The sequence below is a fragment of the Ochrobactrum sp. PL_is483 genome (assembly GCF_055816855.1).
In genome coordinates, this window is record NZ_JBVPGS010000018.1 from 1 (window position 1) to 24,357 (window position 24,357).

The 24,357-nt window shown below is 56.6% G+C and carries 21 protein-coding genes; 7 read left to right on the plus strand and 14 right to left on the minus strand.

Annotated elements, in window-relative coordinates; translation table 11 throughout:
* Nucleotides 1–223: 223 nt before the first annotated feature.
* From AC0TNJ_RS00765 to mctS, 5 genes are all read right to left on the minus strand, one after another.
* On the minus strand, nucleotides 224–1,342 hold the full coding sequence (locus AC0TNJ_RS00765; RefSeq protein WP_122000603.1) for a TRAP transporter substrate-binding protein: 1,119 nt from the start codon (nucleotides 1,340–1,342) through the stop codon (nucleotides 224–226).
* 59 nt (nucleotides 1,343–1,401) lie between these two features.
* Nucleotides 1,402–2,982, minus strand: a complete 1,581-nt coding sequence (locus AC0TNJ_RS00770; protein WP_473768774.1) for a TRAP transporter large permease — start codon at nucleotides 2,980–2,982, stop codon at nucleotides 1,402–1,404.
* An 11-nt stretch (nucleotides 2,983–2,993) separates the two neighbouring features.
* Nucleotides 2,994–3,542, minus strand: coding sequence for a TRAP transporter small permease subunit (locus AC0TNJ_RS00775; protein ID WP_122000605.1), 549 nt, complete (start codon nucleotides 3,540–3,542; stop codon nucleotides 2,994–2,996).
* Between the two features lie 150 nt (nucleotides 3,543–3,692).
* Nucleotides 3,693–4,334 carry a two-component system response regulator MctR gene (gene mctR, locus AC0TNJ_RS00780; RefSeq protein ID WP_122000606.1) on the minus strand — a complete coding sequence of 214 codons (642 nt, stop codon included), beginning with the start codon at nucleotides 4,332–4,334 and terminating at the stop codon, nucleotides 3,693–3,695.
* Nucleotides 4,331–5,710, minus strand: a complete 1,380-nt coding sequence (gene mctS, locus AC0TNJ_RS00785) for a two-component system sensor histidine kinase MctS (RefSeq protein ID WP_473769915.1) — start codon at nucleotides 5,708–5,710, stop codon at nucleotides 4,331–4,333. The genes mctR and mctS overlap by 4 nt, the downstream gene beginning before the upstream one ends.
* A gap of 148 nt (nucleotides 5,711–5,858) precedes the next feature.
* On the opposite strand from mctS, the gene AC0TNJ_RS00790 reads away from it, so the two are divergent.
* The 3 genes from AC0TNJ_RS00790 to AC0TNJ_RS00800 all read left to right on the plus strand — a co-directional run bounded on the left by AC0TNJ_RS00790 (nucleotide 5,859) and on the right by AC0TNJ_RS00800 (nucleotide 8,716).
* Nucleotides 5,859–6,395, plus strand: a complete 537-nt coding sequence (locus tag AC0TNJ_RS00790; protein ID WP_473769916.1) for a cupin domain-containing protein — start codon at nucleotides 5,859–5,861, stop codon at nucleotides 6,393–6,395.
* Between the two features lie 431 nt (nucleotides 6,396–6,826).
* Nucleotides 6,827–7,345 carry an invasion associated locus B family protein gene (locus tag AC0TNJ_RS00795; RefSeq protein WP_473768778.1) on the plus strand — a complete coding sequence of 173 codons (519 nt, stop codon included), beginning with the start codon at nucleotides 6,827–6,829 and terminating at the stop codon, nucleotides 7,343–7,345.
* A 594-nt stretch (nucleotides 7,346–7,939) separates the two neighbouring features.
* The gene (locus tag AC0TNJ_RS00800) at nucleotides 7,940–8,716 is read left to right on the plus strand and encodes a hypothetical protein (protein WP_473769917.1); all 777 of its coding nucleotides are present in this window, start codon (nucleotides 7,940–7,942) and stop codon (nucleotides 8,714–8,716) included.
* A gap of 526 nt (nucleotides 8,717–9,242) precedes the next feature.
* On the opposite strand, the gene AC0TNJ_RS00805 is transcribed toward AC0TNJ_RS00800, so the two are convergent.
* Nucleotides 9,243–10,658, minus strand: coding sequence for an MATE family efflux transporter (locus AC0TNJ_RS00805; protein ID WP_473769918.1), 1,416 nt, complete (start codon nucleotides 10,656–10,658; stop codon nucleotides 9,243–9,245).
* A 452-nt stretch (nucleotides 10,659–11,110) separates the two neighbouring features.
* Here AC0TNJ_RS00805 and AC0TNJ_RS00810 point away from each other — a divergent pair, with 452 nt between their 5' ends.
* Nucleotides 11,111–12,139, plus strand: coding sequence for a trans-3-hydroxy-L-proline dehydratase (locus tag AC0TNJ_RS00810; protein WP_473769919.1), 1,029 nt, complete (start codon nucleotides 11,111–11,113; stop codon nucleotides 12,137–12,139).
* A 165-nt stretch (nucleotides 12,140–12,304) separates the two neighbouring features.
* Here AC0TNJ_RS00810 and AC0TNJ_RS00815 read toward each other — a convergent pair whose 3' ends face one another.
* Together AC0TNJ_RS00815 and nspC are read right to left on the minus strand one after the other, a co-directional pair.
* Nucleotides 12,305–13,546, minus strand: a complete 1,242-nt coding sequence (locus tag AC0TNJ_RS00815) for a saccharopine dehydrogenase family protein (protein ID WP_122000616.1) — start codon at nucleotides 13,544–13,546, stop codon at nucleotides 12,305–12,307.
* Between the two features lie 115 nt (nucleotides 13,547–13,661).
* Nucleotides 13,662–14,759: a carboxynorspermidine decarboxylase gene (gene nspC, locus AC0TNJ_RS00820; protein ID WP_473769920.1), complete on the minus strand. Its 1,098-nt coding sequence runs from the start codon at nucleotides 14,757–14,759 to the stop codon at nucleotides 13,662–13,664.
* A 573-nt stretch (nucleotides 14,760–15,332) separates the two neighbouring features.
* Here nspC and AC0TNJ_RS00825 point away from each other — a divergent pair.
* Nucleotides 15,333–16,763: an MFS transporter gene (locus tag AC0TNJ_RS00825; RefSeq protein ID WP_122000618.1), complete on the plus strand. Its 1,431-nt coding sequence runs from the start codon at nucleotides 15,333–15,335 to the stop codon at nucleotides 16,761–16,763.
* 6 nt (nucleotides 16,764–16,769) lie between these two features.
* Here AC0TNJ_RS00825 and AC0TNJ_RS00830 read toward each other — a convergent pair whose 3' ends face one another.
* Nucleotides 16,770–17,366, minus strand: coding sequence for a helix-turn-helix transcriptional regulator (locus AC0TNJ_RS00830; RefSeq protein WP_473769921.1), 597 nt, complete (start codon nucleotides 17,364–17,366; stop codon nucleotides 16,770–16,772).
* A gap of 243 nt (nucleotides 17,367–17,609) precedes the next feature.
* Between AC0TNJ_RS00830 and AC0TNJ_RS00835 the strand changes: the two genes are divergently transcribed.
* Together AC0TNJ_RS00835 and AC0TNJ_RS00840 are read left to right on the plus strand one after the other, a co-directional pair.
* Nucleotides 17,610–18,218: a superoxide dismutase gene (locus AC0TNJ_RS00835; protein WP_473768788.1), complete on the plus strand. Its 609-nt coding sequence runs from the start codon at nucleotides 17,610–17,612 to the stop codon at nucleotides 18,216–18,218.
* Nucleotides 18,219–18,390: 172 nt separating this feature from the next.
* Nucleotides 18,391–19,167, plus strand: a complete 777-nt coding sequence (locus AC0TNJ_RS00840; RefSeq protein ID WP_473768789.1) for a ferredoxin--NADP reductase — start codon at nucleotides 18,391–18,393, stop codon at nucleotides 19,165–19,167.
* A 313-nt stretch (nucleotides 19,168–19,480) separates the two neighbouring features.
* Here AC0TNJ_RS00840 and AC0TNJ_RS00845 read toward each other — a convergent pair whose 3' ends face one another.
* From AC0TNJ_RS00845 to nadA, 5 genes are all read right to left on the minus strand, one after another.
* Nucleotides 19,481–20,020, minus strand: coding sequence for a TetR/AcrR family transcriptional regulator (locus AC0TNJ_RS00845; RefSeq protein ID WP_473769922.1), 540 nt, complete (start codon nucleotides 20,018–20,020; stop codon nucleotides 19,481–19,483).
* A gap of 81 nt (nucleotides 20,021–20,101) precedes the next feature.
* Entirely contained in the window at nucleotides 20,102–20,533 is a 432-nt protein-coding gene (locus AC0TNJ_RS00850) for a hypothetical protein (RefSeq protein ID WP_473769923.1), read from the minus strand.
* 442 nt (nucleotides 20,534–20,975) lie between these two features.
* Nucleotides 20,976–21,833 carry a carboxylating nicotinate-nucleotide diphosphorylase gene (gene nadC, locus AC0TNJ_RS00855; RefSeq protein ID WP_473769924.1) on the minus strand — a complete coding sequence of 286 codons (858 nt, stop codon included), beginning with the start codon at nucleotides 21,831–21,833 and terminating at the stop codon, nucleotides 20,976–20,978.
* Complete coding sequence (locus tag AC0TNJ_RS00860) at nucleotides 21,833–23,338, minus strand: L-aspartate oxidase (RefSeq protein ID WP_473769925.1); 1,506 nt, start codon at nucleotides 23,336–23,338, stop codon at nucleotides 21,833–21,835. The genes nadC and AC0TNJ_RS00860 overlap by 1 nt, the downstream gene beginning before the upstream one ends.
* Nucleotides 23,335–24,306 carry a quinolinate synthase NadA gene (gene nadA, locus AC0TNJ_RS00865; protein ID WP_473769926.1) on the minus strand — a complete coding sequence of 324 codons (972 nt, stop codon included), beginning with the start codon at nucleotides 24,304–24,306 and terminating at the stop codon, nucleotides 23,335–23,337. Before nadA ends, AC0TNJ_RS00860 begins: the two co-directional genes overlap by 4 nt.
* Between the last annotated feature and the right edge of the window lie 51 nt (nucleotides 24,307–24,357).

Here is a 24,357-nt window from a genome sequence, read left to right on the forward strand (position 1 = left end):
CAGATGATCTTTCGGGACCAGTTGATCGAGCGTCACCATCTCGAGCGCGGTCTGTTCGGCGGCGGGTTTCTTCAACATGACCCACAGAATCACAAAACCCCCGACATAGCCAGGGGTTTGTCAGCAGGCTGACGGGGCCCGAAGGCCCCGTCTAAAAGCGTTTCTCATCCCGAGCGCGTTTTCGATCCGATTGAACCAGATCGGCGCTCTATCCCGCGGGTGACTACTTGCCTGCCGCCTGCTGGGCATAGACATAGCTGTCATAGGTATATTCAGCGACGCGGAACCATTCGAAGCCCTCGTCACGGAACTTTTTCCACGACGGATAGATCTTCGCCCATGCGGGATTTTTCTCGTTATATTCCGCGTAAAGTTCGAAAGCGACCTTATAGGCGGCGTCAAGCACGTCGCGCGGGAGCGGCTGGAGCTTCACGCCCTTGGACACCAGCGAACGGATGGCGGCGGTGTTCTTCACATCGTAAAGTGCAATCATGTTCTGGGTCGCAGCTTCGGCGGCTGTATTCAGTGCAACCTTGTAGGCCTCCGGCAGGCTTTCATATTGCTGCTTGTTGATGAAGAAATGCACCGAGGCACCGCCTTCCCAGAAGGCCGGGTAATAGTAATACGGCGCGATCTGATAGAAGCCGAGCTTTTCATCGTCGTAAGGGCCGACCCATTCAGCCGCATCGATCGTGCCACGCTCCAGCGACGGATAGATGTCGCCGCCCGGAAGCTGCTGCGGGACGACGCCAAGACGCGACATGACTTCGCCAGCCACACCCGCGATACGCATCTTCAAGCCCTTGAGGTCCGCGAGGCTCTTGATTTCCTTGCGATACCAGCCGCCCATCTGTGCAGCGGTGTTGCCGCCGACGATGCCGACGATGCCGTAGTCCGACAGGAACTGGTTATAGAGTTCGTTGCCGCCGCCATGATAAAGCCAGGCATTCTGCAGACGCGTGTTCATGCCGAAGGGAATAGCAGTACCGATCGCGAAAGCCGGGTTCTTGCCGGTGAAATAATAGCCGCATGTATGCGCCATTTCGACCGTATTGGCCTGAACCGCATCGATGGCCTGAGGGCCCGGCACGATTTCACCAGCCTGAAACACCTGAATCTGGAACTTGCCGTCGGTCATCTTCGACACGGCATTCGCCATGAAAACCGCGCCGCCATAGATGGTATCAAGATTGTTCGGGAAGCCCGAAGTCAGACGCCAGCGCAATGTCGGCAATTCCTGCGCGATCGCAGGGGTTGCGAGCGCCGCTCCGCTCGTCGCGGCAGCAGCGCCGATTGCGGCACCTTTTGTCAGAAATGTGCGGCGGTTCAAATCCTGTTTCATGTCTCTCCTCCTGAGATTGTTCCGGTTATTTTACGGCCTGCGGAATGCTCGTTTTCCCCTCATTGCGCAGGTTTTTGCTGCTGATCCTTGTCCTGCCCGAAGCTCGGCTGCGGCGAGCCGAACGACGGTGCCGGCAAAGGCTCATTCGATGGCGCTGGCGCCCCAAAAGGTGCGGGAGCTGCACCGAAAGGATTGCCGCCGCCAGAATCCGGCCCCAATTCCGGCATTGGCACATTGATCTGGATGGACGCCGGATCGGCCTGCGGATGGCCGCTCTTGTAGTGGGTCACAATGCCCGGGAAGGTGATGATGATGCCGACCATGACCAGCTGGATTATCAGGAACGGGATCGATCCCATGTAGATCTGCCCGGACGTCACCGGCTGGATGGTCGCACCCGTCACCTTGTCCTTGTAAGGCCGGGATGGCGCGACCGAACGCAGATAGAAGAGCGAGAAGCCGAAGGGCGGATGCATGAACGATGTCTGCATGTTGACCGCCAGCATGACGCCGAACCAGACCAGATCAATGCCAAGACTGTCGGCCACCGGCGCCAGAAGCGGGATGATGATGAAGGCCAGCTCGAAATAATCGAGGAAGAAGGCCAGGAAGAACACCAGAATATTGGCGACGATCAGGAAGCCGACCTCGCCGCCGGGGATCGACGTCATCAGATGCTCGACCCAGACGTGGCCGTTGACGCCATAAAAGGTGAGCGAAAACACGCGCGCGCCAAGCAGAATGAAGATGACGAAGGATGACAGTTTTGCCGTTGCATAAAGTGCCGAAGTCAGCATCGTCATATTGAGACGGCGGTTGATGATAGCAAGAAGCAGGGCGCCGACCGCGCCCATGGCGCCGCCTTCCGTTGGCGTTGCGACGCCGATGAAGATCGTTCCAAGCACGAGGAAGATCAGGACTAGCGGCGGCACGAGCGAGATCACCACGCGCTGCAGCAGCTTCCAGCCCTTCAGCGTGCGGGCTTGCGGCGGCAGGGCTGGCACTGAATCAGGCCGCATGATCGCCATGCCGATGATGAAGGCGCAATAAAAGCCGACCAGCAGGAGGCCGGGGACAAGCGCCCCCTTGTACATATCGCCGACCGAACGGCCCAACTGATCGGCAAGCACGATCAGAACGAGGCTTGGAGGGATGATCTGCGCCAGCGTGCCGGAGGCAGCAATCGTGCCGCTCGCCACTTTGCGATCATAGCCGTAGCGCAGCATGATCGGGAGCGAAATCAGCCCCATGGAAATGACGGAAGCGGCAACCACGCCTGTCGTCGCGGCAAGAAGCGCGCCGACAACGATAACTGCAAAGGCGAGACCGCCCCGCACGGGACCGAAAAGCTGCCCGATCGTATCGAGCAGTTCTTCCGCCATGCCGCTTCGCTCCAGTATCAGCCCCATGAAGGTGAAGAACGGAATGGCAAGCAAGGTCTCATTCGACATCTGGCCGAAGATGCGGTCCGGTATGGCACCGAACAGGTTGACCGGCAGCAACCCCATTTCGATGCCGATGAAGCCGAAGCCAAAACCGACAAAGGCCAGCGCAAATGCCACCGGGTAGCCGAGCAACAGCACGACCACCAGCGACAGAAACATGAGGGGAGCCAGGTTTTCCGCGATAAAAGCAATCATATCATCCCCCCTCAGAGCGCCTTGGCTTCAGCATCTTCAAGAGCGACCGTGTCCGGTATGCGGCCTTGAAGGATGGCGATGCGCTTGATGAGTTCGGAAACGCCTTGCAACGCCAGCAGCCCGAAGCCGATGGGGATCAGCACCCAGACCGGCCAGAGAACCAGCCCGCCCGTATTGTTGGAGGTTTCACCGCTAGCGATCTTGGCTTCCACGATGGGCCAGGAGAGATAGATCGTGATGAGGCAGAAAGGCAGGAGGAAAAAGATCGTGCCGAAAATCTCGACCAGAAGCTGGGTACGACGCGAATAGCGGCTGTAGAGAAGATCGACCTTCACATGCTCGCTATGCAGAAGCGTGTAACCGGCTGCGATGAGAAAGACTGCCGAGAACAGATACCATTGCGCTTCCAGCCACGCATTTGAGCTGACGTTGAACAGCTTGCGCGAAACCGCGTTGACGGCGCTGATGAGCACGGCCACCAGTATCAGCCACGATATGGATTTCCCGATGAAATTATTGGCCGCGTCAATAGCGCGCGACAACGCCAGCAGAACTGACATCGCTCCTCCCCTCCTGTTCCGCCTCCTCAAGCGGTTTTGGAGCGAATGATAAGACCGGCGATTCCGCGCCGCAAGCAGACGAAAGTTCCAAGAAACAAACCGCTACCCATTAGTGGGTAAGCCGATATCGCGAAGCGGGCTGAATATCCTTTACTGCGAAGAAAGACGGAGCCGATTTTCGATGGCATAGCGCGTCAGCCCGGCTGTGCTGGCAATTCCGAGCTTCTTCTTGATGTTCTTGCGGTGGGTTTCAACGGTTGCTTCGGAGATACCGAGCCGCGTTGCAATCTCACGATTGCTGCCGCCTTCGGCCACCAGCACCAGCACGTCGTTTTCGCGAACGGACAGACCTTCCGATTTTCTGTCGCCGCTGTCGAGCAGCGCTTCCGAAACACCGGAGGAGAAATAGGTGCCGCCCGACGCAACCGCATGGATGGCGGCAACAATTTCAGTCGTGGATACGTCCTTCAGCACATAGCCGGAGGCGCCGCGCATGATGGAGGTCGAGATATATTCGCGGCTATCATGCATGGAAAGCATGAGAATGCGAATTCCCGGCAACTGCTTCTTGAACAGTTCGATAGCGTCGATACCGTTGAGAAGCGGCATATTGATATCCATCAGAACCACATCGGGATTGACGGAAAGCGCCAGTTCCAGAGCGCTCCGCGCATTGGAAGCCGCCCCGGCTATTTCGATATCGTCATAGGTTTCGAGTACGGCCCGCAGCCCATCCAGCACCAGCGGATGATTATCCACGAGCAATACGCGAATCTTGCATTCATTCGTCATGCGACTTCCGGTTCCCGCTTTCTTTCTGTTGCCGATTTCGGCAAGCGCGCGGTGAGCTGCGTACCATCTGCGCCGGTTTCAACCAAGAGCACCCCGCCGAAATGTGCCATCCGTTCCTGCATATTGCGCAAGCCCAATCCCGATAACTGATCTTTCAGGTCGCGCGCGGTGAAGCCATTGCCATTGTCGGCGACGGTCATGGTAACCTTGCCAGTGGAACCCCAGAGCCGGATTTCGACATGGCTTGCACCGGAATGCCGCTCCACATTGGTAAGCGCTTCCTGCACGACACGATAAAGCGCGGTGCTTGCCTCCGGCTTCAGCGTCTCGCTCAGCCCATTTGCTTCCAGCCGTGTTTCAATGCCGGTTCGCTCCGAAAAATGCTCGCACAGGGCCTTGAGTGCCACCGTCAGGCCAAGATCGTCCAGAATGCGCGGACGCAGATCATGCGACAGCCGCCGCACCTCCTTGATTGCGCCATTGAGCGCATCCGATGCTTTCTCGATCGCAAGCGGCGCGCCTCCGCTGCCCATCCTCACCTGACGGCTTGCAAGATCGATGGCATAGCGAACCCCGACGAGATTTTGGGAAATGCCGTCATGAAGCTCCCGCGCCAGACGCGCTCTTTCTTCTTCCTGTGTGTCGATGATGCGCTGCGCCAGTTCCTTCAGCTTGGTGTCGGCCATGCGCCGCTCGCGCAGGTTGAGCAGCATGCAGGTGGCGAAAACGAGCATCACAGCTGGCACGGCGATCAGGCTGACAATTAGAAACGTCGTGCGGATATTGGCGCGGAAATCGGCGTTCGCGGCGGCAGTCTGCGCGTAGACATCGTCAAGATACACGCCTGTTCCCAGCATCCACTTCCACTTATCCAGGCCAACGGCAAAAGAGAGCTTGTCGGCCATTTCGCCGCTGGACGGCTTTTCCCATTTATACTGGTGCAGCCCTCCGCCTTCCTTGGCCTTGCCGATCAGATTGGCGATAACGCGATCTCCGTCGGGGTCGACGAGGTCCAGCCAGTTGCGTCCGGGCCGAAAAGTCTGGCGCGGATGAACGACATTGTTGCCGTTATAGTCATAGACAAAGAAATAGCCGTCGCGACCATAATCGAGCGAAGTCAGAACTTCCCGCACCTTCTCCATGGCGGCGGTATCGTTGGGACCGGCCTCATCGTAAATCTGCTGGATGGAGGAAAGCGCCAGATTGGTGAGATTCAGCAGTTCCGTTTCCTTCGCCTTGAGCATGTTCTTCTCGAAGGTGGCAATGCTGCTCTGGACGAGATTGGCGGACTGCCAGGTAATGAAGGCCGTGACCGTCAGAATGGCCACGATAAGCGGCACGATTGCCAGTGCAACGATCTGATAGCGTAGCGTCAAGTCCCAACCTCCAACCTCCAACCCTGGCCGCGACTTTAACGCGCGCGCCAAAAAGTGCGAAACGTTTTCGAGCGGAGGCAACCAGCCAGGCCCGGCATAAACATGCTCCTGACTTGTTGGGAGTATTCACGTCAAAAGATTCGATATATTGAAGAATACGCAGGCATATTACTCGGTTTTTTATATTAAAAATTCGAAGGATATTCAAATAATGATAAAAGGTGACTCCAAGCACCGGACTATATCAACAGCTACTCTTGCCAGGATTGCATGTATTGCAACGGCACTGACATTGCTTTCCTCCCCGCTTCAGGCAAAAGAACCGAACACCGGCAAGGCTGCAACAGTGACACCCATTTTGAAGACCGACCGGACTCTCGGCGGCGGCAAGATTGCCCTGCCGCAAGGCGATGTGGAAGTCATTGTTTCCCAATACGAAATCGCGCCCGGAGCAAGTTTGCCCGTGCACAAGCATCCTTATCCCAGATATGCCTATGTGTTTTCCGGCACGCTGAGCGTTTTCAATGAAGTGACGGGTAAAACGACCACGCTCAAGGCCGGAGACTTCGGCATCGAATCCATCGATCAATGGCACAAAGGCACCAATATCGGTTCGGAGCCCGTAAAACTGCTCGTTATCGATCAGGTCGAGAAGGGCAAGAATAACGTCATATTGAAGCAATAGGACGCGATCTGACCGAAGTGAAACGGGAGCCGCAAGGTGATGCCTCGTCCGACTGAATGAGATCGGCGTTTTGACTATTTGTCTTAATGCGAGCCTCCCGAAAGCGATTGCCGCTTTCGGGAGGCTCCTGCATATTGGAGCGCATTCCGAAAAGTGTGAAATGGTTTTCGGAAAAATGGGCGGTAAAATAAATAGTTAGAGCGCCGATCTCATCCAATCAGATGGAAACGCGCTCCAGAACCAGATGGCCAACTTCCGAGCGCTATCTTGGCCGGAAACCATCCCGGAAACCACCATTGTATAATATATTATACTTATAGAATATTCTTAATAAAACCAATAAAACAATGGTATTGATTTCAAAAATGATTTTCCCTAAGAAAGCATAGAACATACAGAATGCCTTTATTAAATTTAGAGAGATCCTATTTATGAAAACCTACCGCGCAATTTGCCTCGCATTTACCTTTGCCGCCATTTCCAGCGCATCGGCGCTCGCGGCACCGCTGCCGGGAGGAGCGAGCACGTTGCAGGAAACCTATCAGGACTGGACCGTTTCGTGCCAGTCGCAGAAGGAAGCCACCATCTGCGCAATCCGGCAGGAACAGAGCAGTTCCCAGACCGGCCAGCGCGTGCTGACGGCAGAGCTTCGCAATGTTGAAGGAAAGGTGGAAGGCGTCCTGCTGATGCCGTTTGGTCTCGATCTCGCCAAGGGCGCCTCTCTCAAGATCGATGAGACTGCCGGACCCAATCTCGCTTTCTCCACCTGCCTGCCGCAAGGCTGCCTGGCGCCGGTCGCGTTTGACGCAAAGCAGGTCGCGGCTCTCAAGTCGGGCACCAATATCAACATCACCACGACGGCATTGAGCCCAAGCCAGCCGGTCGCCTTCAAGATTTCCCTGAAGGGCTTTGGTGCCGCTCTCGACCGCATCGCCGCACTGACAAAGTGATCGGCTCCGAGCGCCTGAGGCAAAAGCCGCAGGCCTCGGCGAAAGTAGCGATTTTCAGCTACCAGTAAACCGGGGGCCGCCGTTTGCTGGCCAGCATGATGGCCTTTGGAACAGACGCAAACAACCCTCTCCGGAGCGGCCACGGTTAGGGCGCATCCCGAAGGATGTGAAACGCCTACGCAAGGAAATCAGTCCATCGACTGATTTCCGGTCCCGCTTCGATCAGATTATCACTCCGAACCGAACCAATGGAACCGCTCAACTATTTGTACTTCGCATTATCTCACGCGAATCCGCTTTGCGTCTTTTCTGGAAACACTATAGAGCAACAACAAGTCTATTTTTAGAATTTCTATATATTTCGCCCCTATATTTTGTTCTGGAAATAATATATTCGGTAACAAATATTTAATAAAAATCGCATTAATACAATCAAAAAAATAATACACCTTCATCAAATCTCACCTAAAATTAAACACAACCCATATAATTACGCAGAAATCTAAAATTCTTATTTCAATAATGCATCCGTTTAAGAATACGGATTCATTTGACGTACCATTATTTATGTATATTTATTTTGAAAGAATATTAATGGTTCGCATTCCTAAGATATTACTACTTATTGGCGACGAGACAAACAGGTCTCTGGATTGTTTGACCCGCTTATTTCAGAACGCCGGTTATCGTGTCGTTCGCTATCATTTTCCATCGACGGACGGTGAGGATTCCGCCGCACGGGCCAGCCTGTTGCGGCGCGGATTAAAGGGCATGGGAGGGCTGCGTAATATTTTCAACATAGCGGGTCCCTTTGACTTTGTATTAAATTGCCTCGAAATGCCAGACGATCCAAGAAGCGGCAATTCAGATACGTTGAAGCTCTACTTCGACACCGTTATCCGCTTCGGGCGTATTGTGCAGATGATGGCCCCCTCCATGATAGCTCGATCGGGAGGGAAATTTATAACTCTCTGCACGGAGCCATATGAATTTGACCGAGTTTCGGAAATTCAGGACGGTTTCATCGCCGCCATGGCTGGTTCTGTTCTTTTCGCGTCAAATCTGCTGCAACGCGAAGGCCTCGATTTCTATGGCGTGTTGCCGCTACGAGAAAACAGCAACAACATGAACCGCCTGTCGACGCTGCTCCTCATGCTTTTAAGTGACGAGCTGGAGCTTTCGCGTCATGAAGTTATACTTGACGAATATGGCGTTCCACATGAGCTTGCCAACCGTATCGCTCACCTTTCTCTCGATGTCAGTATTTTCAACACGATCCTTGATGAGTTGAAGACACAGCGGTTAAATTTCGAGGGCTTTCCAGCGATACATCAGACATTGGCGGTCGAAAACTACCGCAAGGAGCTCTGATGTATGACAATGCACTGAAAGGGCAGACGCGGTCTCGTCCGATCATGTCGATACACTCAGAATGGATCGATACCAGCCTCATGATGCGACTGGTTGAGCTGGAGAGCAATCTTCGACACAACTTTTATATAAATGCCGAATTATTTCAGGACCAGGAATCCATTCCGCGGATAGTTCTGGATGAGTTTTCATATATCGACATTAGTCCACTTAATTATAATTATAGATTCAACCATTATCACCGAATAATCGGATACTATATTGGACTTGAAACAAGAACATTTAAAATAATTTCAGACTATACTATTCAGCATGTCGAGCGCATGACGCAAATGACCCTTGGGGACAAGATGCAGGCTACAGCGCCTTGCGAAGATAGTCTGGACAGTTCGCATCCTCGCAGATTGATTGACTGGCTTACCCCGTTTCTCTGGTTCGCGCTGATATTGCTAACTTCGTTCCTATTTCTGATAGGAATACCTCGTTAAAAAGGCCATGCGATCGCGGGATTGCACGGCCTTTTTATTCAGGCCGAATGCAGGGCCGAAATATGTGCCAGATGTTTGCGCCAGCGCAGCGTCATCAACACTGCAACGATGCCGAGACCCGCAGCAAGGCCGAGCCAGATTCCCTGCCCGCCCATTTCGAAATAGAAGGCCAGCACCGCGCCGAGCGGCAGCCCGACGCCCCAGTAGCCGAGCAGGGCAAGATACATCGGTATGCGCGTGTCGCGCAGGCCACGCAACATGCCCGCCGCGACGGCTTGGGCACCGTCAACCGTCTGGAACAACGCCGCCAGCGCGAGGAAGCTGACCGCCAGCTCCATCACCGGGATGTTCTGCGGATCGTGCAGATCGAGGAAAACCCCGATGAACAGGCGCGGAATCAGGATCATCAAGAGCCCCGTCACGGCCATGAAACCGACGCCGAGGAAATAGGCGCTCCAGCCCGCATAGGCAATCGCCTTTGGATTTCCCGCACCATAGGCACGGCCCACGCGCACGGTCGCCACCTGTCCGAAACCGAGCGGCACCATGAAGCTGAGCGATGCAATCTGGATCGCCACGGCATGAGCAGCCATCGCCGTTGGTCCGATGCGGCCCATCATGACCACGGCAGCATAAAAGATGGAAGTCTCGAACACGAAGGTCAGCGCCATCGGAATGCCGATGCGCCAGAGTTCAAGCAGGCGCGGCCAGTCTGGACGCCAGAAACGCCCAAACAGGTGATAGCGGCGAAAGCGGCGATGCCGCAGCGTGATCACCGCCAGGCCGAGGAACATCATTGTGCTCGACAGTGTCGTGGCGATGCCGGCGCCGTGCAGTTCCATGCGCGGAAAGCCGAAATGGCCGAAAATGAGCGTCCAGCCAGCCAGCGCGTTGAAGCCGATGGCGAGCGCGGCAACCAGCAGGGTCCACATCGGCTTTTCCATGGCGGCGAAGAAAGACCGCAGGATGATGTAGAAAAGATAGGGCAACAGCGCCCATTGCAGCGTGTGCATGAAATCCGTTGAACGCGCGGCAATATCAGGCCGCTGGCCGAGGAAAAGAAAAATTTCCTCGCAGTACCAAAGAACGATCCAGATCGGCACCGCGATCATGATTGCTGTCCAGAAACCCTGACGCACCGTGCGCCGCACATCGCGCACCGAGTGGCGGTTCTTGCCCAGCGCGATGGCGATCATCGGCATCACAGCCGAGACAAGCCCCATCGAGAAGATCATGAGCGTATGATAAAAGCTCGTCGCCAGCAGGGCCGAGGCAAGCGTGTCGGCACCCAGACGCCCAATGAAGATGACGTCGGTCGCGGTCAATGCCGCCTGCGAAAGATTGGTGAAGATCAGCGGCCAGCCAAGTTTCAGCGCCGTGGCCATCTCCCGGCCCCAGCGCTGCGTGCCGGATTCATGGGGCTCCTGAAAGCCCGCATCGATTGTCCTGTCCATAGTCTGCTCCCCGAAGCATCCGGAGCCGTCGTCCGCCGGATGTTCCATTTGACTGAGGCCACACCCCGGAACATCAGAGACCAGGTCAATCTGAGAAGAGGCGCGGAAATACGATCATCGACCGTCCCATGCCGGCTAAGGGCGTTCATCGCTCATAAAGCGACCACGCCCCCACTTTTCGGGTTGCTCAATTTCTATCGGGAACGTTGTGTATGTTCCAGAAACTGATCCGGAGCCAAGCGGGCTGCGCATCGATTTGCACAAAATTAGAGCAACATGGATACCAGACTCGCCCAAAGAAGCAACACGTCTCGAAACGGATTTTTCATCTCCTGACCGAAAGAGGAATGAAATCCTCATTCTGACGCGAAAGCGCAATTGCCCGTCCGATAAAGGATTGACGCTTGCGGCCTAACCGATAGGAATGATTGCATTAATTGCAGGGAGGCGTCATGCGCAGCACCAAGGTCATCCATATTGTCGGCTGTCATGCGGAGGGGGAAGTTGGCGACGTTATCGTTGGCGGTGTAACGCCGCCGCCGGGGGATACGCTGTGGGAACAGTCGCGATTCATCGCATGCGACGAAACCTTGCGCAATTTCGTGCTCAATGAGCCGCGCGGCGGCGTGTTTCGTCACGTCAATCTGCTGGTGCCGCCGAAAGACCCGCGCGCGCAGATGGGCTTCATCATCATGGAACCCGCCGATACACCGCCCATGTCCGGCTCCAATTCGATCTGCGTCTCGACCGTTCTGCTCGACAGCGGCATTATTCCCATGCAGGAACCGGTGACGCGCATGGTGCTGGAAGCACCGGGCGGCATCATCGAGGTGGAGGCCGAATGCCGCAATGGCAAGGCCGAGCGCATCAGTGTGCGCAACGTACCATCCTTCGCCGACCGGCTGGATGCGGCGCTGGAGATCGAAGGGATCGGCACGGTCACGGTCGATACGGCCTATGGCGGCGACAGTTTTGTTATTATTGACGCGGCTCAGATCGGCATGAAGATCGAGCCGGATCAGGCGCGGGAGCTGGCCGAAATCGGCGTGAAGATCACCAAGGCCGCCAATGAACAGCTGGGCTTCCGCCATCCCGAAAAAGACTGGAACCACATTTCGTTTTGTCAGATCACCGAGCCGGTGACACGCAAGGGCGATGGACTGACCGGCGTGAACACGGTTGCCATTCGCCCGGCCAAACTGGATCGTTCGCCAACCGGCACCGGCTGTTCGGCACGCATGGCCGTGCTGCACGCCAAGGGCCAGATGAAAGTGGGTGAGCGCTATATCGGCAAATCGGTGCTTGGCACCGAATTTCACTGCAAGCTCGACAAGGTGATCGAAATCGGCGGCAAGCCCGCCATCAGCCCGATCATTTCCGGTCGTGCATGGGTGACCGGCACGTCGCAGCTCATGCTCGATCCGAGCGACCCGTTTCCGGGAGGTTATCGGTTGTCGGACACCTGGCCCCGGGGCAATTGATATTCAGGCGCTGACGGCCTGCAAGTGGTGCCTTTCTGCGCTTCCGGCGAGACGGCCCTGCGGGCCTTCTCAGGATGAAGGCGTGGTAGGCGGCAGAGTGCAGCCAGAGCAATGCGCAATAGAAAACCCCGCCGACGCGGGGTTTTCTATCATTCAGATCAATGCTTACGCGAAGTCGAGAGCGCGGTCGCCGTCTTCATCCTTGATGCGCGACGGCAGGCCGATCTGGTTCAGGATATGGAGGAAAGGCTTAGGGTTCAGCTCTTCCACATTGACCATCTTCTTCACGTCCCATTCGCCCGAAGCGATCAGGATTGCAGCCGCGACCGGCGGAACGCCAGCGGTGTAGGAAATGCCCTGCGAACCCACTTCGTTATAAGCGTCCTTATGGTCGGCAACGTTATAGATGAAGACTTCCTTTTCCTTGCCGTCCTTAGTGCCCTTGACGAAATCGCCAATGCAGGTCTTGCCGGTATAATCGGGCGCAAGTGATGACGGATCGGGCAGCACGGCCTTGACCACCTTGAGCGGCACGACTTCCAGACCTTCAGCCGTCTTGACCGGCTGTTCGGACAGGAGGCCCAGATTGTTCAGGACGGTAAAGACATTGATGTAGTGATCGCCAAAGCCCATCCAGAAACGCACATCGGCGTTCGGGTAGTTCTTGGAGAGCGAGTGCACTTCGTCATGGCCGGTCATGTAAGCCTTGCTCGGGCCGACGACCGGCAGATCGAACGTGTGGCCGACTTCGAACATCTTGTTCGACTGCCAGGCGCCGTTCTGCCAGGAGTAGACCGTGCCGGTGAATTCACGGAAATTGATCTCCGGGTCGAAATTGGTCGAGAACCAGCGGCCATGCGAACCGGCATTGATGTCGACGATGTCGATGGATTTGACTTCATCCAGATAATCGTCGGCAGCCAGCCGCGCATAGGCATTGACGACGCCCGGATCAAAGCCGATGCCGAGAATGGCGGTGATGCCCTTCTCCTCGCATTCCTTCAGATGCTTCCACTCATAATTGCCATACCATGGCGGGGTCTCGCAGATCTTCTTCGGGTCTTCGTGGATCGCGGTGTCCATATAGGCAACGCCCGTATCGATACAGGCGCGCAGAACCGACATATTGAGGAAGGCCGAGCCGACATTGATGACGATCTGAACGCCCGTCTTCTGGATGAGAGCCTTGGTGGCTTCAATATCCATCGCGTCCAGCGCATGCGCTTCCAGCTTCACCTCGGTCTTGAGGCTTTTCTTTTCATGCACGCTATCGATAATCTTGCGGCATTTCTCAACCGTGCGGGACGCAATATGGATATCGCCCAATATGTCAGAGTTTTGCGCACATTTATGTGCAACAACCTGTGCCACGCCCCCGGCGCCGATAATGAGAACGTTCTTCTTCATTTTCTGTCGATGCTTCCTCTTCCAGCGGTTTCCCGCCATCTATTATACGTCCCGACTGCCTTCCGGTCGGAACAGGTTCAGTTTCGCGTCGCGGATCAATACTGCGACACAGGGTTCAGGAGAGCGAACCCTCGAAATCCGCGTAATCGAATTCGCGGACGACTGTGACCGTGCCGTCGAGTTCGCGCACGGCAATGGCTGGCATCTTCACGCCATTAAACCAGTTCTTCTTGACCATGGTATAACCGGCCGCATCCTCAAATGAGAGACGGTCGCCGATGGAGAGCGGCTTGTCGAAAGTGAACTCGCCGAAAATATCGCCCGCAAGGCAGGACTTGCCGCAGACCATATAGCTGTGCTCGCCATTATTCGGCGCCATCTTTGCCTTTTCCCGATAAATCAGCAGATCGAGCATATGTGCTTCAATCGAGCTATCGACGATAGCGAGGTTCTTGCCGTTATAAAGCGTGTCCAGAACGGTGACTTCCAGCGTGGTGGTCTTGGTGATCGAGGCCTCGCCCGGCTCCAGATAGACCTGAACGCCGAATTTTTCCGAGAATGCCTTCAGGCGCGCGCAGAAATCATCGACCGGATAATCGTCGCCGGTGAAGTGGATGCCGCCACCAAGGCTGACCCATTCAACGCGATGAAGCAGCGAGCCAAACTTTTCCTCGATATCGGTCAGCATTCGGTCGAACAGGCCGAAATCGGAATTTTCGCAATTGTTATGAATCATGAAGCCGGTCACGCGATCCATGACTTTCTCAACCTTCGCCACATCCCATTCGCCAAGACGGCTGAACGGACGTGCCGGATCGGCAAGATCGAAGCTCGAAGACGACACACCCGGATTGAGCCGCAGGCCGCGCTTGATGCCCGACGCCTTGTCGGCAAAACGCTCCAGCTGACTGATCGAATTAAAGATGATCTTGTCGGCGTGGCTGATAACCTCGTCGATCTCATTATCGGCATAGGCCACGCTGTAGGCATGGGTTTCACCGCCGAATCTTTCATGACCGAGACGCACTTCGTTGACCGAAGACGAGGTGGTGCCGTCCATATATTCGCTCATCAGATCAAACACCGACCAGGTGGCAAAGCATTTCAGCGCCAGCAGCGCCTTGGCGCCGGATTTCTCGCGCACATAGGCAACCTTTTCCATGTTGCGCTTCAGCTTGGTCTTGTCGATCAGGTAGTAAGGCGTCTGGATCATGAGTGTTCCGAGTTATCTGGCCGGGTCGTCAGTTGGGGAAATCAGGCCTCGCCAGCAAGGCTGGTTGGCCATGTTGAGGAAACACACAAGTAGTTTCCCAAATTATTTGAAGGCTTATAGGAAGCTTGTGACAGAAACACAAATCCGCCACAGCATTATCGGGAAAAATTTCCCCACAAGCTATCGCGGACTACTTCCCCTGCCTCCGGGGTTCGCGTCTCATATAGAGCTTTCTGAGGGAATTTGAACCCCTTCCCGCTTGCTTCCCACGCGCCCCGTGGTTTTCATTGAAACTCTTTGGCAGAAGCAGCCGCTTCTGCCGGTCATTGCGGCTTGCTAGAGTGGTTTTGGTTAAAACCGAGTCGCCGAAACCACTCTAACCTTTTGTTTTATCGTATTATCCAGCGCAAAACCGCTGCGCACTTTTGCTGGAAATACTCGTTCCAATGCCACCATCAATTTAATTAAACAAGCCTTTGCTTGACAAATTATAGGCGCAGGCGTAGCCATTATTTCATATTCGGGACGCCAGTTCGGGCGTCGCCCGCACCATGATAGTCAAAGGAAAATCAAATGCAGGATCACAAGCCGACTGCCGGTTGGGGAGACCTGTTCGCTGGCAGGAACGCCATCGTATCGCTGACGCTCGTTGGCGGCGTGGCGCTTCATGCCATCAACGTGTTCATTGCCACCACCATCCTGCCAACGGTGGTCGCCGATATTGGCGGCATGGATTATTACGCATGGAACACGGCGCTGTTCGTGACTGCATCGATCCTCGGCTCAGCCCTCGTGCCGCGCCTGCTTTCGCAGGCAGGCCCGCGCAGCGCCTATCTGATCGCTGCGTGCATCTTTGCTGCGGGAACCCTGACCTGCGGCCTTGCTCCTTCCATGCCGGTCATGCTGGCAGGACGCGCCATACAGGGCCTTGGCGGCGGCATGATGCTGGCGCTCTCCTATTCCATGATCCGCATCGTTTTCGACGAAGCGCTATGGCCGCGCGCCATTGGTCTTGTTTCCGGCATGTGGGGCGTGGCCACGCTTGTCGGCCCTGCCATCGGCGGCGTTTTTGCAGAGCTTGGCATGTGGCGCGCCGCTTTCTGGTCGCTGGCACCCGTGATTGCCGTGTTCACCATCATGGCCATGACGGTGCTGCCGCGTGAATCCGGCTCCGCAGCCAGCAATGACCGGCTGGCGTGGCCGCAGCTCGTCCTTCTGACCGCTGCTGTCCTTGCCGTTTCTGCCGGAAGCATTTCGTCGGAACTGGCGCTCAATGCCGGTGGCGTCGCGCTCGCCGTCGTCCTGCTGCTTCTCCTCGCTGTCGTGGAAAAGAAAGCCAGCCGACGTATCCTTCCGAAAGGCTCGTTCAGCATCCAGAAACTCGGCGCACTTTATCTGACGCTCTCCTTCCTCAGCGCGTCCGTCACCAGTTCCGAAGTCTTCGTGCCGCTGTTCTTTCAGGTGCTGCACAACCAGTCCCCGCTTGTCGCGGGCTATCTGGCAGCCATCATGGGTGGCAGCTGGACGCTCGGCTCCATCGGGTCATCCGGGATCGCTGCCGGGCAAACCGACCGCGTTATTCTTGCCGCCCCTGTCATGGGTGTGGCAGGCATGGTCACGCTGGCCCTTCTCATTCCAGCAGGCAGCGAAGGCCATTGGTACGATCTGCTGCCGATCTGCATCGCGCTGGCCGTGATCGGCTTCGGCGTCGGCCTGACATGGCCACATCTGCTAACCGGCATTTTCAAGCGTGCCGACGCTGAGGATCAGAACCTTGCGTCCGCCTCCGTGACCATGGTGCAGCTTTTCACGACCGCCCTTGGTGCCGCACTTGCCGGAATGGTTGCCAATATCGCCGGACTCACCAATCCTGGCGGGTTTACCGGCACGGCAAATGCGGCACTTTGGCTCTTCTCCGGCTTCGCCATTCTGTCCGCGCTGGCGTTCGTGTCGGCGCTCGCTCTCGTCCGCAGCGCAAGGCAGCCGCAAACGGCACGATGCTGAGAATTATCAGGCGGGCGAAATAACGTAGGCGCAGCGCCGCGCGCCCGCCAGAATATGCTCGGTGCGGTTTACCGAAACATCAGGGCCAAGCACGGCCCTGAATATCTGAAGCTCTGACCGGCAGAAGCCCTGACAGGCATCTGCGGCGGCGCAGATGGGGCAATGATTTTCGATGAGCAGCCACGAGCCGTCTTCCCGCTTTTCCGCATCAGCCATATAGCCTTCGGCAGAGCGGATGTCGGCAAGTTGCTTTACACGCTGATCGAGCGACAAATCCTGCAATCGCGCCTGATACTGACGGCGGGTCTCGGTCTCGCGATGGGCAATCAGCGTATCCAGCGCATCATCGCCCAGAATGGTGCGCACGGAATGCAGAAGCTGAACGGTCAAATCGGCATGCGTGTCGGGAAAACGTTTGTTACCGGCTTCGGTCAGATCCCAGAATAATGAAGGCCGACCGACGCCCTGGGATACGGAATGCGAGGAAACAAGCCCCTCCTCCGCAAGACGCACCAACTGCTGGCGAACGGCCTCGCCCGTGGTTCCCAGATGTTCCCCGATAGTGGCGGCTGTCTGCGCGCCCCGCATCTTCAGCGAAAGCATGATCCGCCCAGCGGGAGAACGTACTCCTGATTCATCGGTATTTAGAAAGTCATTCCTTGACATATGCGCTGTTTTCTATTTAAAGAAGGATTATCTTGTTAAATAGGCGACCAAGCCCGTTGAGGCAAGATAATTCTGAATTTTCAATATTCAAACCGGCTTTCGTAAAAGCCGGAGTCGACACCGCAAGCGACCCTCGGGACGCTGAACGGTGATCAGGCTCAAGCGATCAGGAGTTTTAAAATGAGCTTCACTTTGCCACCACTTCCCTTCGCAACCAACGCGCTTGAAGGCGTCGGAATGGGCACGGAAACGCTTGAGCTGCATCATGGCAAGCATCATCAGGCCTATGTGACCGCACTCAACGGCTTTGTGGAAAAGAACGACGCCCTCAAGGGCAAGTCGCTCGAGGAAATCGTGCTGTTTGCCAAGGACAAGGCTGATCTGGCTCCCGTGTTCAACAATGCCGGCCAGCATTGGAACCACGATCTGTTCTGGCAGAACCTGTCGCCAAATGGCGGACGCCTGCCGGGCGCGCTGGAAAAGAAGATCGTTGAGGATTTCGGCAGCGTCGACCAGTTCAAGGAAGCCTTCAAGACGGCAGCCGTCGGCCAGTTCGGTTCGGGTTGGGCATGGCTGGTTCTGGCCAGTGACGGCAAGCTCAAGGTCACCAAGACGCCAAATGGCTCCAATCCGCTGGCAACCGGCGAAGGCAAGGCACTATTAGGGCTTGATGTCTGGGAGCATAGCTATTATCTCGATTTCCGTAATCGTCGGCCTGACTATGTAACGAATTTCCTCGACAAGCTGGCCAATTACGAATTCGCGGAAGCCACCCTGAAGGCAGCATGACGCGCTAGTATTGATTGCGATCAAAGCGTTTTGCCTGCAGCGGATGCAGTCTCCACGGAGTTACGTGCCTGTGGGCAAAATGCAGCAATGACCGATAAAAACTGAACAACAATCCATTCCATGGCGCCGTCCTCCCACGCGGTGCAGAAGCAAGACAGAGACAGTTCCGAAAATGAGCAGCAATTTCAATCAGGAAACCGTCACCAACATCCATCACTGGACCGACACGCTGTTTTCCTTCCGCACGACGCGCGACCCCGGATTTCGCTTCCAGAGCGGCCAGTTCATCATGATGGGCCTGGAAGTGAACGGCAAGCCGCTGACACGCGCCTACTCGATTGCCTCGAGCCTTTATGAAGACGGCCTGGAATTCTTCTCAATCAAGGTGCCGAACGGTCCGTTGACCTCCAAGCTCCAGCATCTGAAGGTTGGCGACCAGATCATCCTTTCCAAGAAGCCGGTCGGCACGCTGCTCTACGACAATCTGAAGCCGGGCAAAAATCTCTGGCTGCTCTCGACCGGCACCGGTCTTGCGCCGTTCCTGTCGATCATTCGCGATCTGGAAGCCTATGAACGTTTCGAAAAGATCATCCTCGTTCATGGCGTGCGTCAGGTCGCGGAACTTGCCTATACGGATTTCATTTCCAACGAACTGCCGCAGGATGAATTCCTCGGCGAAATGGTCAAGAAGCAGCTCATTTATTATCCGACAGTCACGCGTGAGCCCTACAAGAATCGTGGCCGCCTGACCGACCTCATTCGTTCAGGACAGCTTTTCAGCGATGTCGGCCTGCCCGAATTCAACCACGACGATGACCGCATGATGCTGTGCGGCAGCCCGGAAATGCTGGCCGAGACAAAGCAGATTCTGGAAGAGCGCGGTTTCAAGGAAGGCAGCCAGAGCGAAGCCGGACACTACGTCATCGAAAAGGCTTTCGTTGAAAAGTAAGTGCGGCCCGCAGCAGTGGAACACCGAAAAGGGAGGCATTGAGCTTCCCTTTTTTAGCACTACAGTTGCATTCTTCGTGATGCCGGGCTGCAAAGAGCAATTTGTCTGCGTTCCGGTGCTCACGTACCTTTAAGTACGCTCCGCTCCGGTACTCGAAAATCACTCTTTTCGCCACGGCCTGACGAATTTGCAACTGTAGTGTTAGAGCATTTCCAGCAAAAATGTGGAACGGTTTTGCGTTCGGAAATGCGGAAAAACAAATGGATAGAGCGGTTCCAACGGTTCCGTTAAAACAGGAACCGCTCTAGCGTGATTACTGCCCCCGCACCGCCTGCAGGAAGAATGCCTTCACACCGGCCACCATTTCCGCACGGTCCATCATATCCGGGTTTGAGATAATCTCGTCGACTGCACCGTGCAGTGCATTAAACAGAAGCACCGCAGTCAGACGGGTATCGGCGATTTTCCATGCGCCCGCAGCCTTGCCGCTGGTCAACAATGCATCAAGCCGGACGACTGCCGGATTTTCCTGCTTCATACGCCGCATGGGCGGATGAAAATCATGAAACACCATGTCGTGGAGTTTGTAATTGTCCAGATAACCGGCAATGCCTGTCTCAGCCCACGCTACCAGCTTTCCGTGCCAGTCATCAGCCGGATATTGGCCCAGTTGACGCTCCAGCCCTTCGCAGAAACCGTCAATAAATCGCTGCCGCAGGGCGATCAGGATGTCATCCTTGCTGCGAAAATGCAGATAAAACGTGCCTTTTGCAACATCGGCAAGACGGACAATCTCATCCACGCTCGTCGCGGCGAAGCCCCTTTCCAGAAAAAGGGCTTCGGCTGCCGCCATCAGTTCTTCGCGACGTATTTCAGCTGGTTTGGTGCGGGGCTTGGGCTTAATGGCAGTTGACGGCAAATCAGTCTCCGGAACTCAGGATGCCGCCAATTTATCCCGGATTGCCGCCCTGTCAAAAGCAAGCCTGTTTGGTCGCACAACGCGATCCTCCAGCCAGTGCAACGCCGCCTCCACATTGGAGAATGTGCCAGCCGGAACGCGGAACAGTTTTTCAGCATCCATGCGGCTTGCCTGTTCATAAACAGATTCCGGCACGATGTTCACCATGCCCAGCACCTGCTGGCGAATGCGCTGCGCATTCTGCTGGAACCATTGCTTGACTTCACGGGCCGAACCTTCGGGATGCGCCAGGGCATCTTCATCCAGAAAGCGGCGGATTGTGACAAAGGGTTTCCCCTCATCAAGCCAGCGGTTCCAGATATCGAAGAATTCACGTGTCTCATCCATGGTCGATGCGCCCTTCGACAGGGTGACGACGTATGGCCAGTTTTCCATATGGTGAAGCATTACGCTCCCCTCCTGCTCGATATTCACGAAATTCGCAGCAACGAAAGCTGCCTTGAGCCGTGACGACGATCCGGCAACCGGCACGCACACAAGCAGATGTCCGAACCGCCGCACGACTCATGACTGACTATCAGTCAGTCATTTTTTGGCACGAAAATATGAATAATTCAATCATGTTTTTGAAGAGGAGTTTCCTGGCTGAATTTGGGAGCAGTGGGCGCGGACTGGCAAACCCCAAGCCTCAAGCCCCATCCCCGGCGCGGGGGTTGGGTTTTGCAGCGAAAGAAGCTGGGTATTTTGGAGGGATTGCGGGCTTTCGCCTATGGAAATGGCCCTTGGATGACAAGAGCGGCTCGACGCAGCAGATCGCCAGTCATTTCGGTGTCCGGAGGACGTGATCCATCCGCCCGGCTATTTTGTCGAAAAGTCTCGAAAATGCCCCCTATCCATTCAACTCAAAATCGAGCCCGATATCGAGGTTTAGCGCGCTGTGCGTCGTCCAGCCCACCGAAATCAGATCAACCCCGCTTGCCGCCACAGCCGCCACCGTTTCGGGTGTGATGCCGCCCGAAGCTTCGGAGATAGCACGGCCATCGATGATCGATACAGCCTCGCGCAATTGCGCCGGTGACATATTGTCGAGCAGAACTGCGTCCACACCGACGGTCATGGCCTCATCAAGCTGTTCCAGCGTATCAACTTCGACCTCGATCTTGACCATGTGACCGGCGCCAGCCTTGGCGCGCTCGATGGCCTCGCGCACGCCGCCAGCGACCGCGATGTGGTTGTCCTTGATGAGCACTGCATCATAGAGCGCGAAACGGTGGTTCATGCCGCCGCCCGCCCTCACCGCATATTTCTGCAAGGCACGCAGCCCCGGCATCGTCTTGCGCGTGCAGACGATGGATGCTCTGGTTCCGGCGACCGCCTTCACCAGATTGGCCGTGGCGGTGGCGATACCGGACAGGTGGCCGAGGAAATTGAGCGCGGTGCGCTCACCCGCCAGAATAGAGCGGGACGAACCCGAAACACGGGCGACATCGGCCCCTTTTTCAAGAGACTGCCCATCCCGCGCCAGACGTTCGAACGTGACCTCTGGATCGACCAGACGAAACGCCATTTCCGCCACATCAAGCCCGGCGACGACGCCCGGCTGCCGCAGGCGGAACAGCATGGCCGAGCGGTGGTCCTCCGGCACCACCGCATTGCTGGTTATGTCGCCAGCAAGGCCCAGATCTTCCAGAAGTGCGGCGCGCACCAGCGGTTCGACGACAAGCGGAGACAGGCGCGGCAGGTTCATCAAGCAGTCCTTGTAACAGGGTGAGGCGCGGTAATTTCGCGAGCCAGAGCAAAAGCTGCCGAAAAGGTGAAAAAGCTGCGGGCCGAGTTCGCGCTTTTGCCGGGATAGTCGGTGCGGGCGTGGCTGCCGCGCGACTCGCATCGGTCAAATGCCGCAACCGCGGCGACCAGCGCCACGGCTGCGGCATCGTCGGTCTCCGCGATTGGGAGAAGGGTGGTGATTGCAGAGAGCAAACCTTCTTCATCACGCAGCAGGCCAAGATGACGGGAAACAACGCGCCGCACCCATTCGGGACTGGCATTTTGCGGCAGGCTGACCGGCAGGGGATGCCGCACGGCAACCGCATCCTCATCACCAAGCGCACGGGCGGCCCGCAGGCCCATGACGGCAGCTTCGAGCAGCGAATTGCTGGCAAGCCGGTTCGCGCCATGCAGGCCGGTGCAGGCCGCTTCGCCCACGGCCCAGAGACCCGGCAAGCTACTGCGCCCATTCGCGTCGGTCTTGATGCCGCCCATGTGATAATGGGTGGCTGGCCTGACCGGGATCATATCCTTGGAGGGATCGACGCCATGCTGCTTGCAAAGCGCGTCGATACCGGGAAAACGGGTTGCGAAACGCTTGCCCAGAGCCGCACGCGCATCCAGAAAAACCTTGCGCCCTTGCGCGATCTCGCTGCCGATGGCGCGGGCGACCACATCGCGAGAGGCCAACTCTTTGCCCGGAATGTCGGCCATGAACCGCTCGCCGCGATCGTTGACGAGCGTGGCGCCCTCGCCGCGCACCGCTTCGCTGACCAGCGGCAAACGCGGTGTCGAGACTGCAAGCGCGGTCGGGTGAAACTGCACGAATTCCATATCGGCAAACACAGCGCCTGCGCGGCCTGCCAGAGCAGCACCCTGCCCCAGATTGCCAAGCGGCGTGGTTGTTGCGTTATAAAGCCCGCCGATCCCGCCGGTCGCCAGAACCACGGCGCGCGCGGCAACCGGGCCTACATTTTCGAGGCAGGCACCGACGACACGGCCATCCTGCCTGATGAGCCGCAGGGCGCGGGTGTTTTCCATGACAGTGATGGACGGCGTGGCCAGCACTTTCTGCGCCAATACGCGCATAATGGCCGCGCCTGTCGCATCGCCATCAACATGCACAATGCGATGGCGGCTGTGCGCCGCCTCCAGACCGAGCGAAAACGATCCATCGGCCTTGCGGTCGAAACGCACGCCATAAGCTTCCAGCGCCGCGATCACTTCGGTGCCCGCCGCAACGATTTCGGCAGCCACGGCCGCGTCGCACAGGCCATCGCCTGCCGCAATCGTATCGGCCAGATGCAGGGCCGCGCTGTCATCCGCGCCAACGCTTGCGGCAATGCCGCCTTGCGCCAGCGTACTGGAACCGGAAAGCCCTAGGCTTCCCGCTGTCACCAGCAGCACTGGCTGCGGAGATAGCGTCAGCGCCGTCATCAGCCCGGCGAGGCCGCTGCCGATGATGAGGACCGGGGCCGTATTCATACCATCAACATCCGTTCGACGGCGCGCCGGGCAGGCTCCATCAATGCTGCATCGACGGTCACCTCATGGCGATTGTTTTCCAGTGCATCGCGGATATTGGCGAGTGTGATCCGCTTCATATGCGGACATAGATTGCACGGGCGGATGAACTCGACGTCGGGGTGATCGACGGCGACATTGTCGCTCATCGAGCATTCGGTCAAAAGCACGACGCGCTGCGGCTTCTTCTCGCCAACATAGTCGGACATGACCGCCGTGGAACCGGCGAAATCGGCGGCTTCCACCACTTCCGGCGGACATTCGGGATGGGCCAGAACCATGACGCCCGGATGGCTGTCGCGCAGTTCGCGGATATCATCGGGAGTAAAACGCTCATGCACCTCGCAATGGCCATGCCAGGCGAGAATTTCGACGTTGGTTTCACGCGCAACGTTCTGCGCCAGAAATTCATCAGGGATCATCAGCACGCGCGGCACGCCAAGTGACTCCACGACCTTTTTGGCATTGCCGGAAGTGCAGCAAATGTCGGATGCCGCCTTCACCGCAGCGGACGTGTTGACATAGGTGATGATCGGCACGCCGGGATGTGCTTCTCGCAGAAGCGCCACATCTTCCGGCGTGATGCTGTCGGCCAGCGAACAGCCCGCAGCCATATCGGGGATCAGCACCGTCTTGCCGGGATTGAGCAGCTTGGCCGTCTCGGCCATGAAATGCACGCCTGCCAGCACGATCACATCGGCATCGACTTCCGCCGCCTTGCGCGCCAACGCGAGGCTGTCGCCGACAATATCGGCCACGCAATGGAAGATTTCCGGCGTCTGGTAGTTATGCGCAAGGATGACCGCGTTGCGCTTTTTCTTCAGCTCAAGGATGGCCGCGACATCGTCCTCGAAGCCGAGCCACTCTGCCTTTGGCAACACCTTGGCCACGCGGTCATAAAGTTGCGAGACGGGAACATGATCGTTCACGGCTGGATCTCCAAGGTCACTTACGCATTGTCCCGCGCAAAACCGCTTCGC

Excerpts from the sequence above, each read along its gene's own strand:
- AC0TNJ_RS00765 (WP_122000603.1), bottom strand. The coding sequence starts at position 1,342 with ATGAAACAGGATTTGAACCGCCGCACATTTCTGACAAAAGGTGCCGCA.
- AC0TNJ_RS00770 (WP_473768774.1), bottom strand. The coding sequence starts at position 2,982 with ATGATTGCTTTTATCGCGGAAAACCTGGCTCCCCTCATGTTTCTGTCG.
- AC0TNJ_RS00775 (WP_122000605.1), bottom strand. The coding sequence starts at position 3,542 with ATGTCAGTTCTGCTGGCGTTGTCGCGCGCTATTGACGCGGCCAATAAT.
- mctR (WP_122000606.1), bottom strand. The coding sequence starts at position 4,334 with ATGACGAATGAATGCAAGATTCGCGTATTGCTCGTGGATAATCATCCG.
- AC0TNJ_RS00795 (WP_473768778.1), top strand. The coding sequence starts at position 6,827 with ATGAAAACCTACCGCGCAATTTGCCTCGCATTTACCTTTGCCGCCATT.
- AC0TNJ_RS00800 (WP_473769917.1), top strand. The coding sequence starts at position 7,940 with ATGGTTCGCATTCCTAAGATATTACTACTTATTGGCGACGAGACAAAC.
- AC0TNJ_RS00805 (WP_473769918.1), bottom strand. The coding sequence starts at position 10,658 with ATGGACAGGACAATCGATGCGGGCTTTCAGGAGCCCCATGAATCCGGC.
- AC0TNJ_RS00810 (WP_473769919.1), top strand. The coding sequence starts at position 11,111 with ATGCGCAGCACCAAGGTCATCCATATTGTCGGCTGTCATGCGGAGGGG.
- AC0TNJ_RS00815 (WP_122000616.1), bottom strand. The coding sequence starts at position 13,546 with ATGAAGAAGAACGTTCTCATTATCGGCGCCGGGGGCGTGGCACAGGTT.
- nspC (WP_473769920.1), bottom strand. The coding sequence starts at position 14,759 with ATGATCCAGACGCCTTACTACCTGATCGACAAGACCAAGCTGAAGCGC.
- AC0TNJ_RS00825 (WP_122000618.1), top strand. The coding sequence starts at position 15,333 with ATGCAGGATCACAAGCCGACTGCCGGTTGGGGAGACCTGTTCGCTGGC.
- AC0TNJ_RS00830 (WP_473769921.1), bottom strand. The coding sequence starts at position 17,366 with ATGCTTTCGCTGAAGATGCGGGGCGCGCAGACAGCCGCCACTATCGGG.
- AC0TNJ_RS00835 (WP_473768788.1), top strand. The coding sequence starts at position 17,610 with ATGAGCTTCACTTTGCCACCACTTCCCTTCGCAACCAACGCGCTTGAA.
- AC0TNJ_RS00840 (WP_473768789.1), top strand. The coding sequence starts at position 18,391 with ATGAGCAGCAATTTCAATCAGGAAACCGTCACCAACATCCATCACTGG.
- AC0TNJ_RS00845 (WP_473769922.1), bottom strand. The coding sequence starts at position 20,020 with ATGGCGGCAGCCGAAGCCCTTTTTCTGGAAAGGGGCTTCGCCGCGACG.
- AC0TNJ_RS00850 (WP_473769923.1), bottom strand. The coding sequence starts at position 20,533 with ATGCTTCACCATATGGAAAACTGGCCATACGTCGTCACCCTGTCGAAG.
- nadC (WP_473769924.1), bottom strand. The coding sequence starts at position 21,833 with ATGAACCTGCCGCGCCTGTCTCCGCTTGTCGTCGAACCGCTGGTGCGC.
- AC0TNJ_RS00860 (WP_473769925.1), bottom strand. The coding sequence starts at position 23,338 with ATGAATACGGCCCCGGTCCTCATCATCGGCAGCGGCCTCGCCGGGCTG.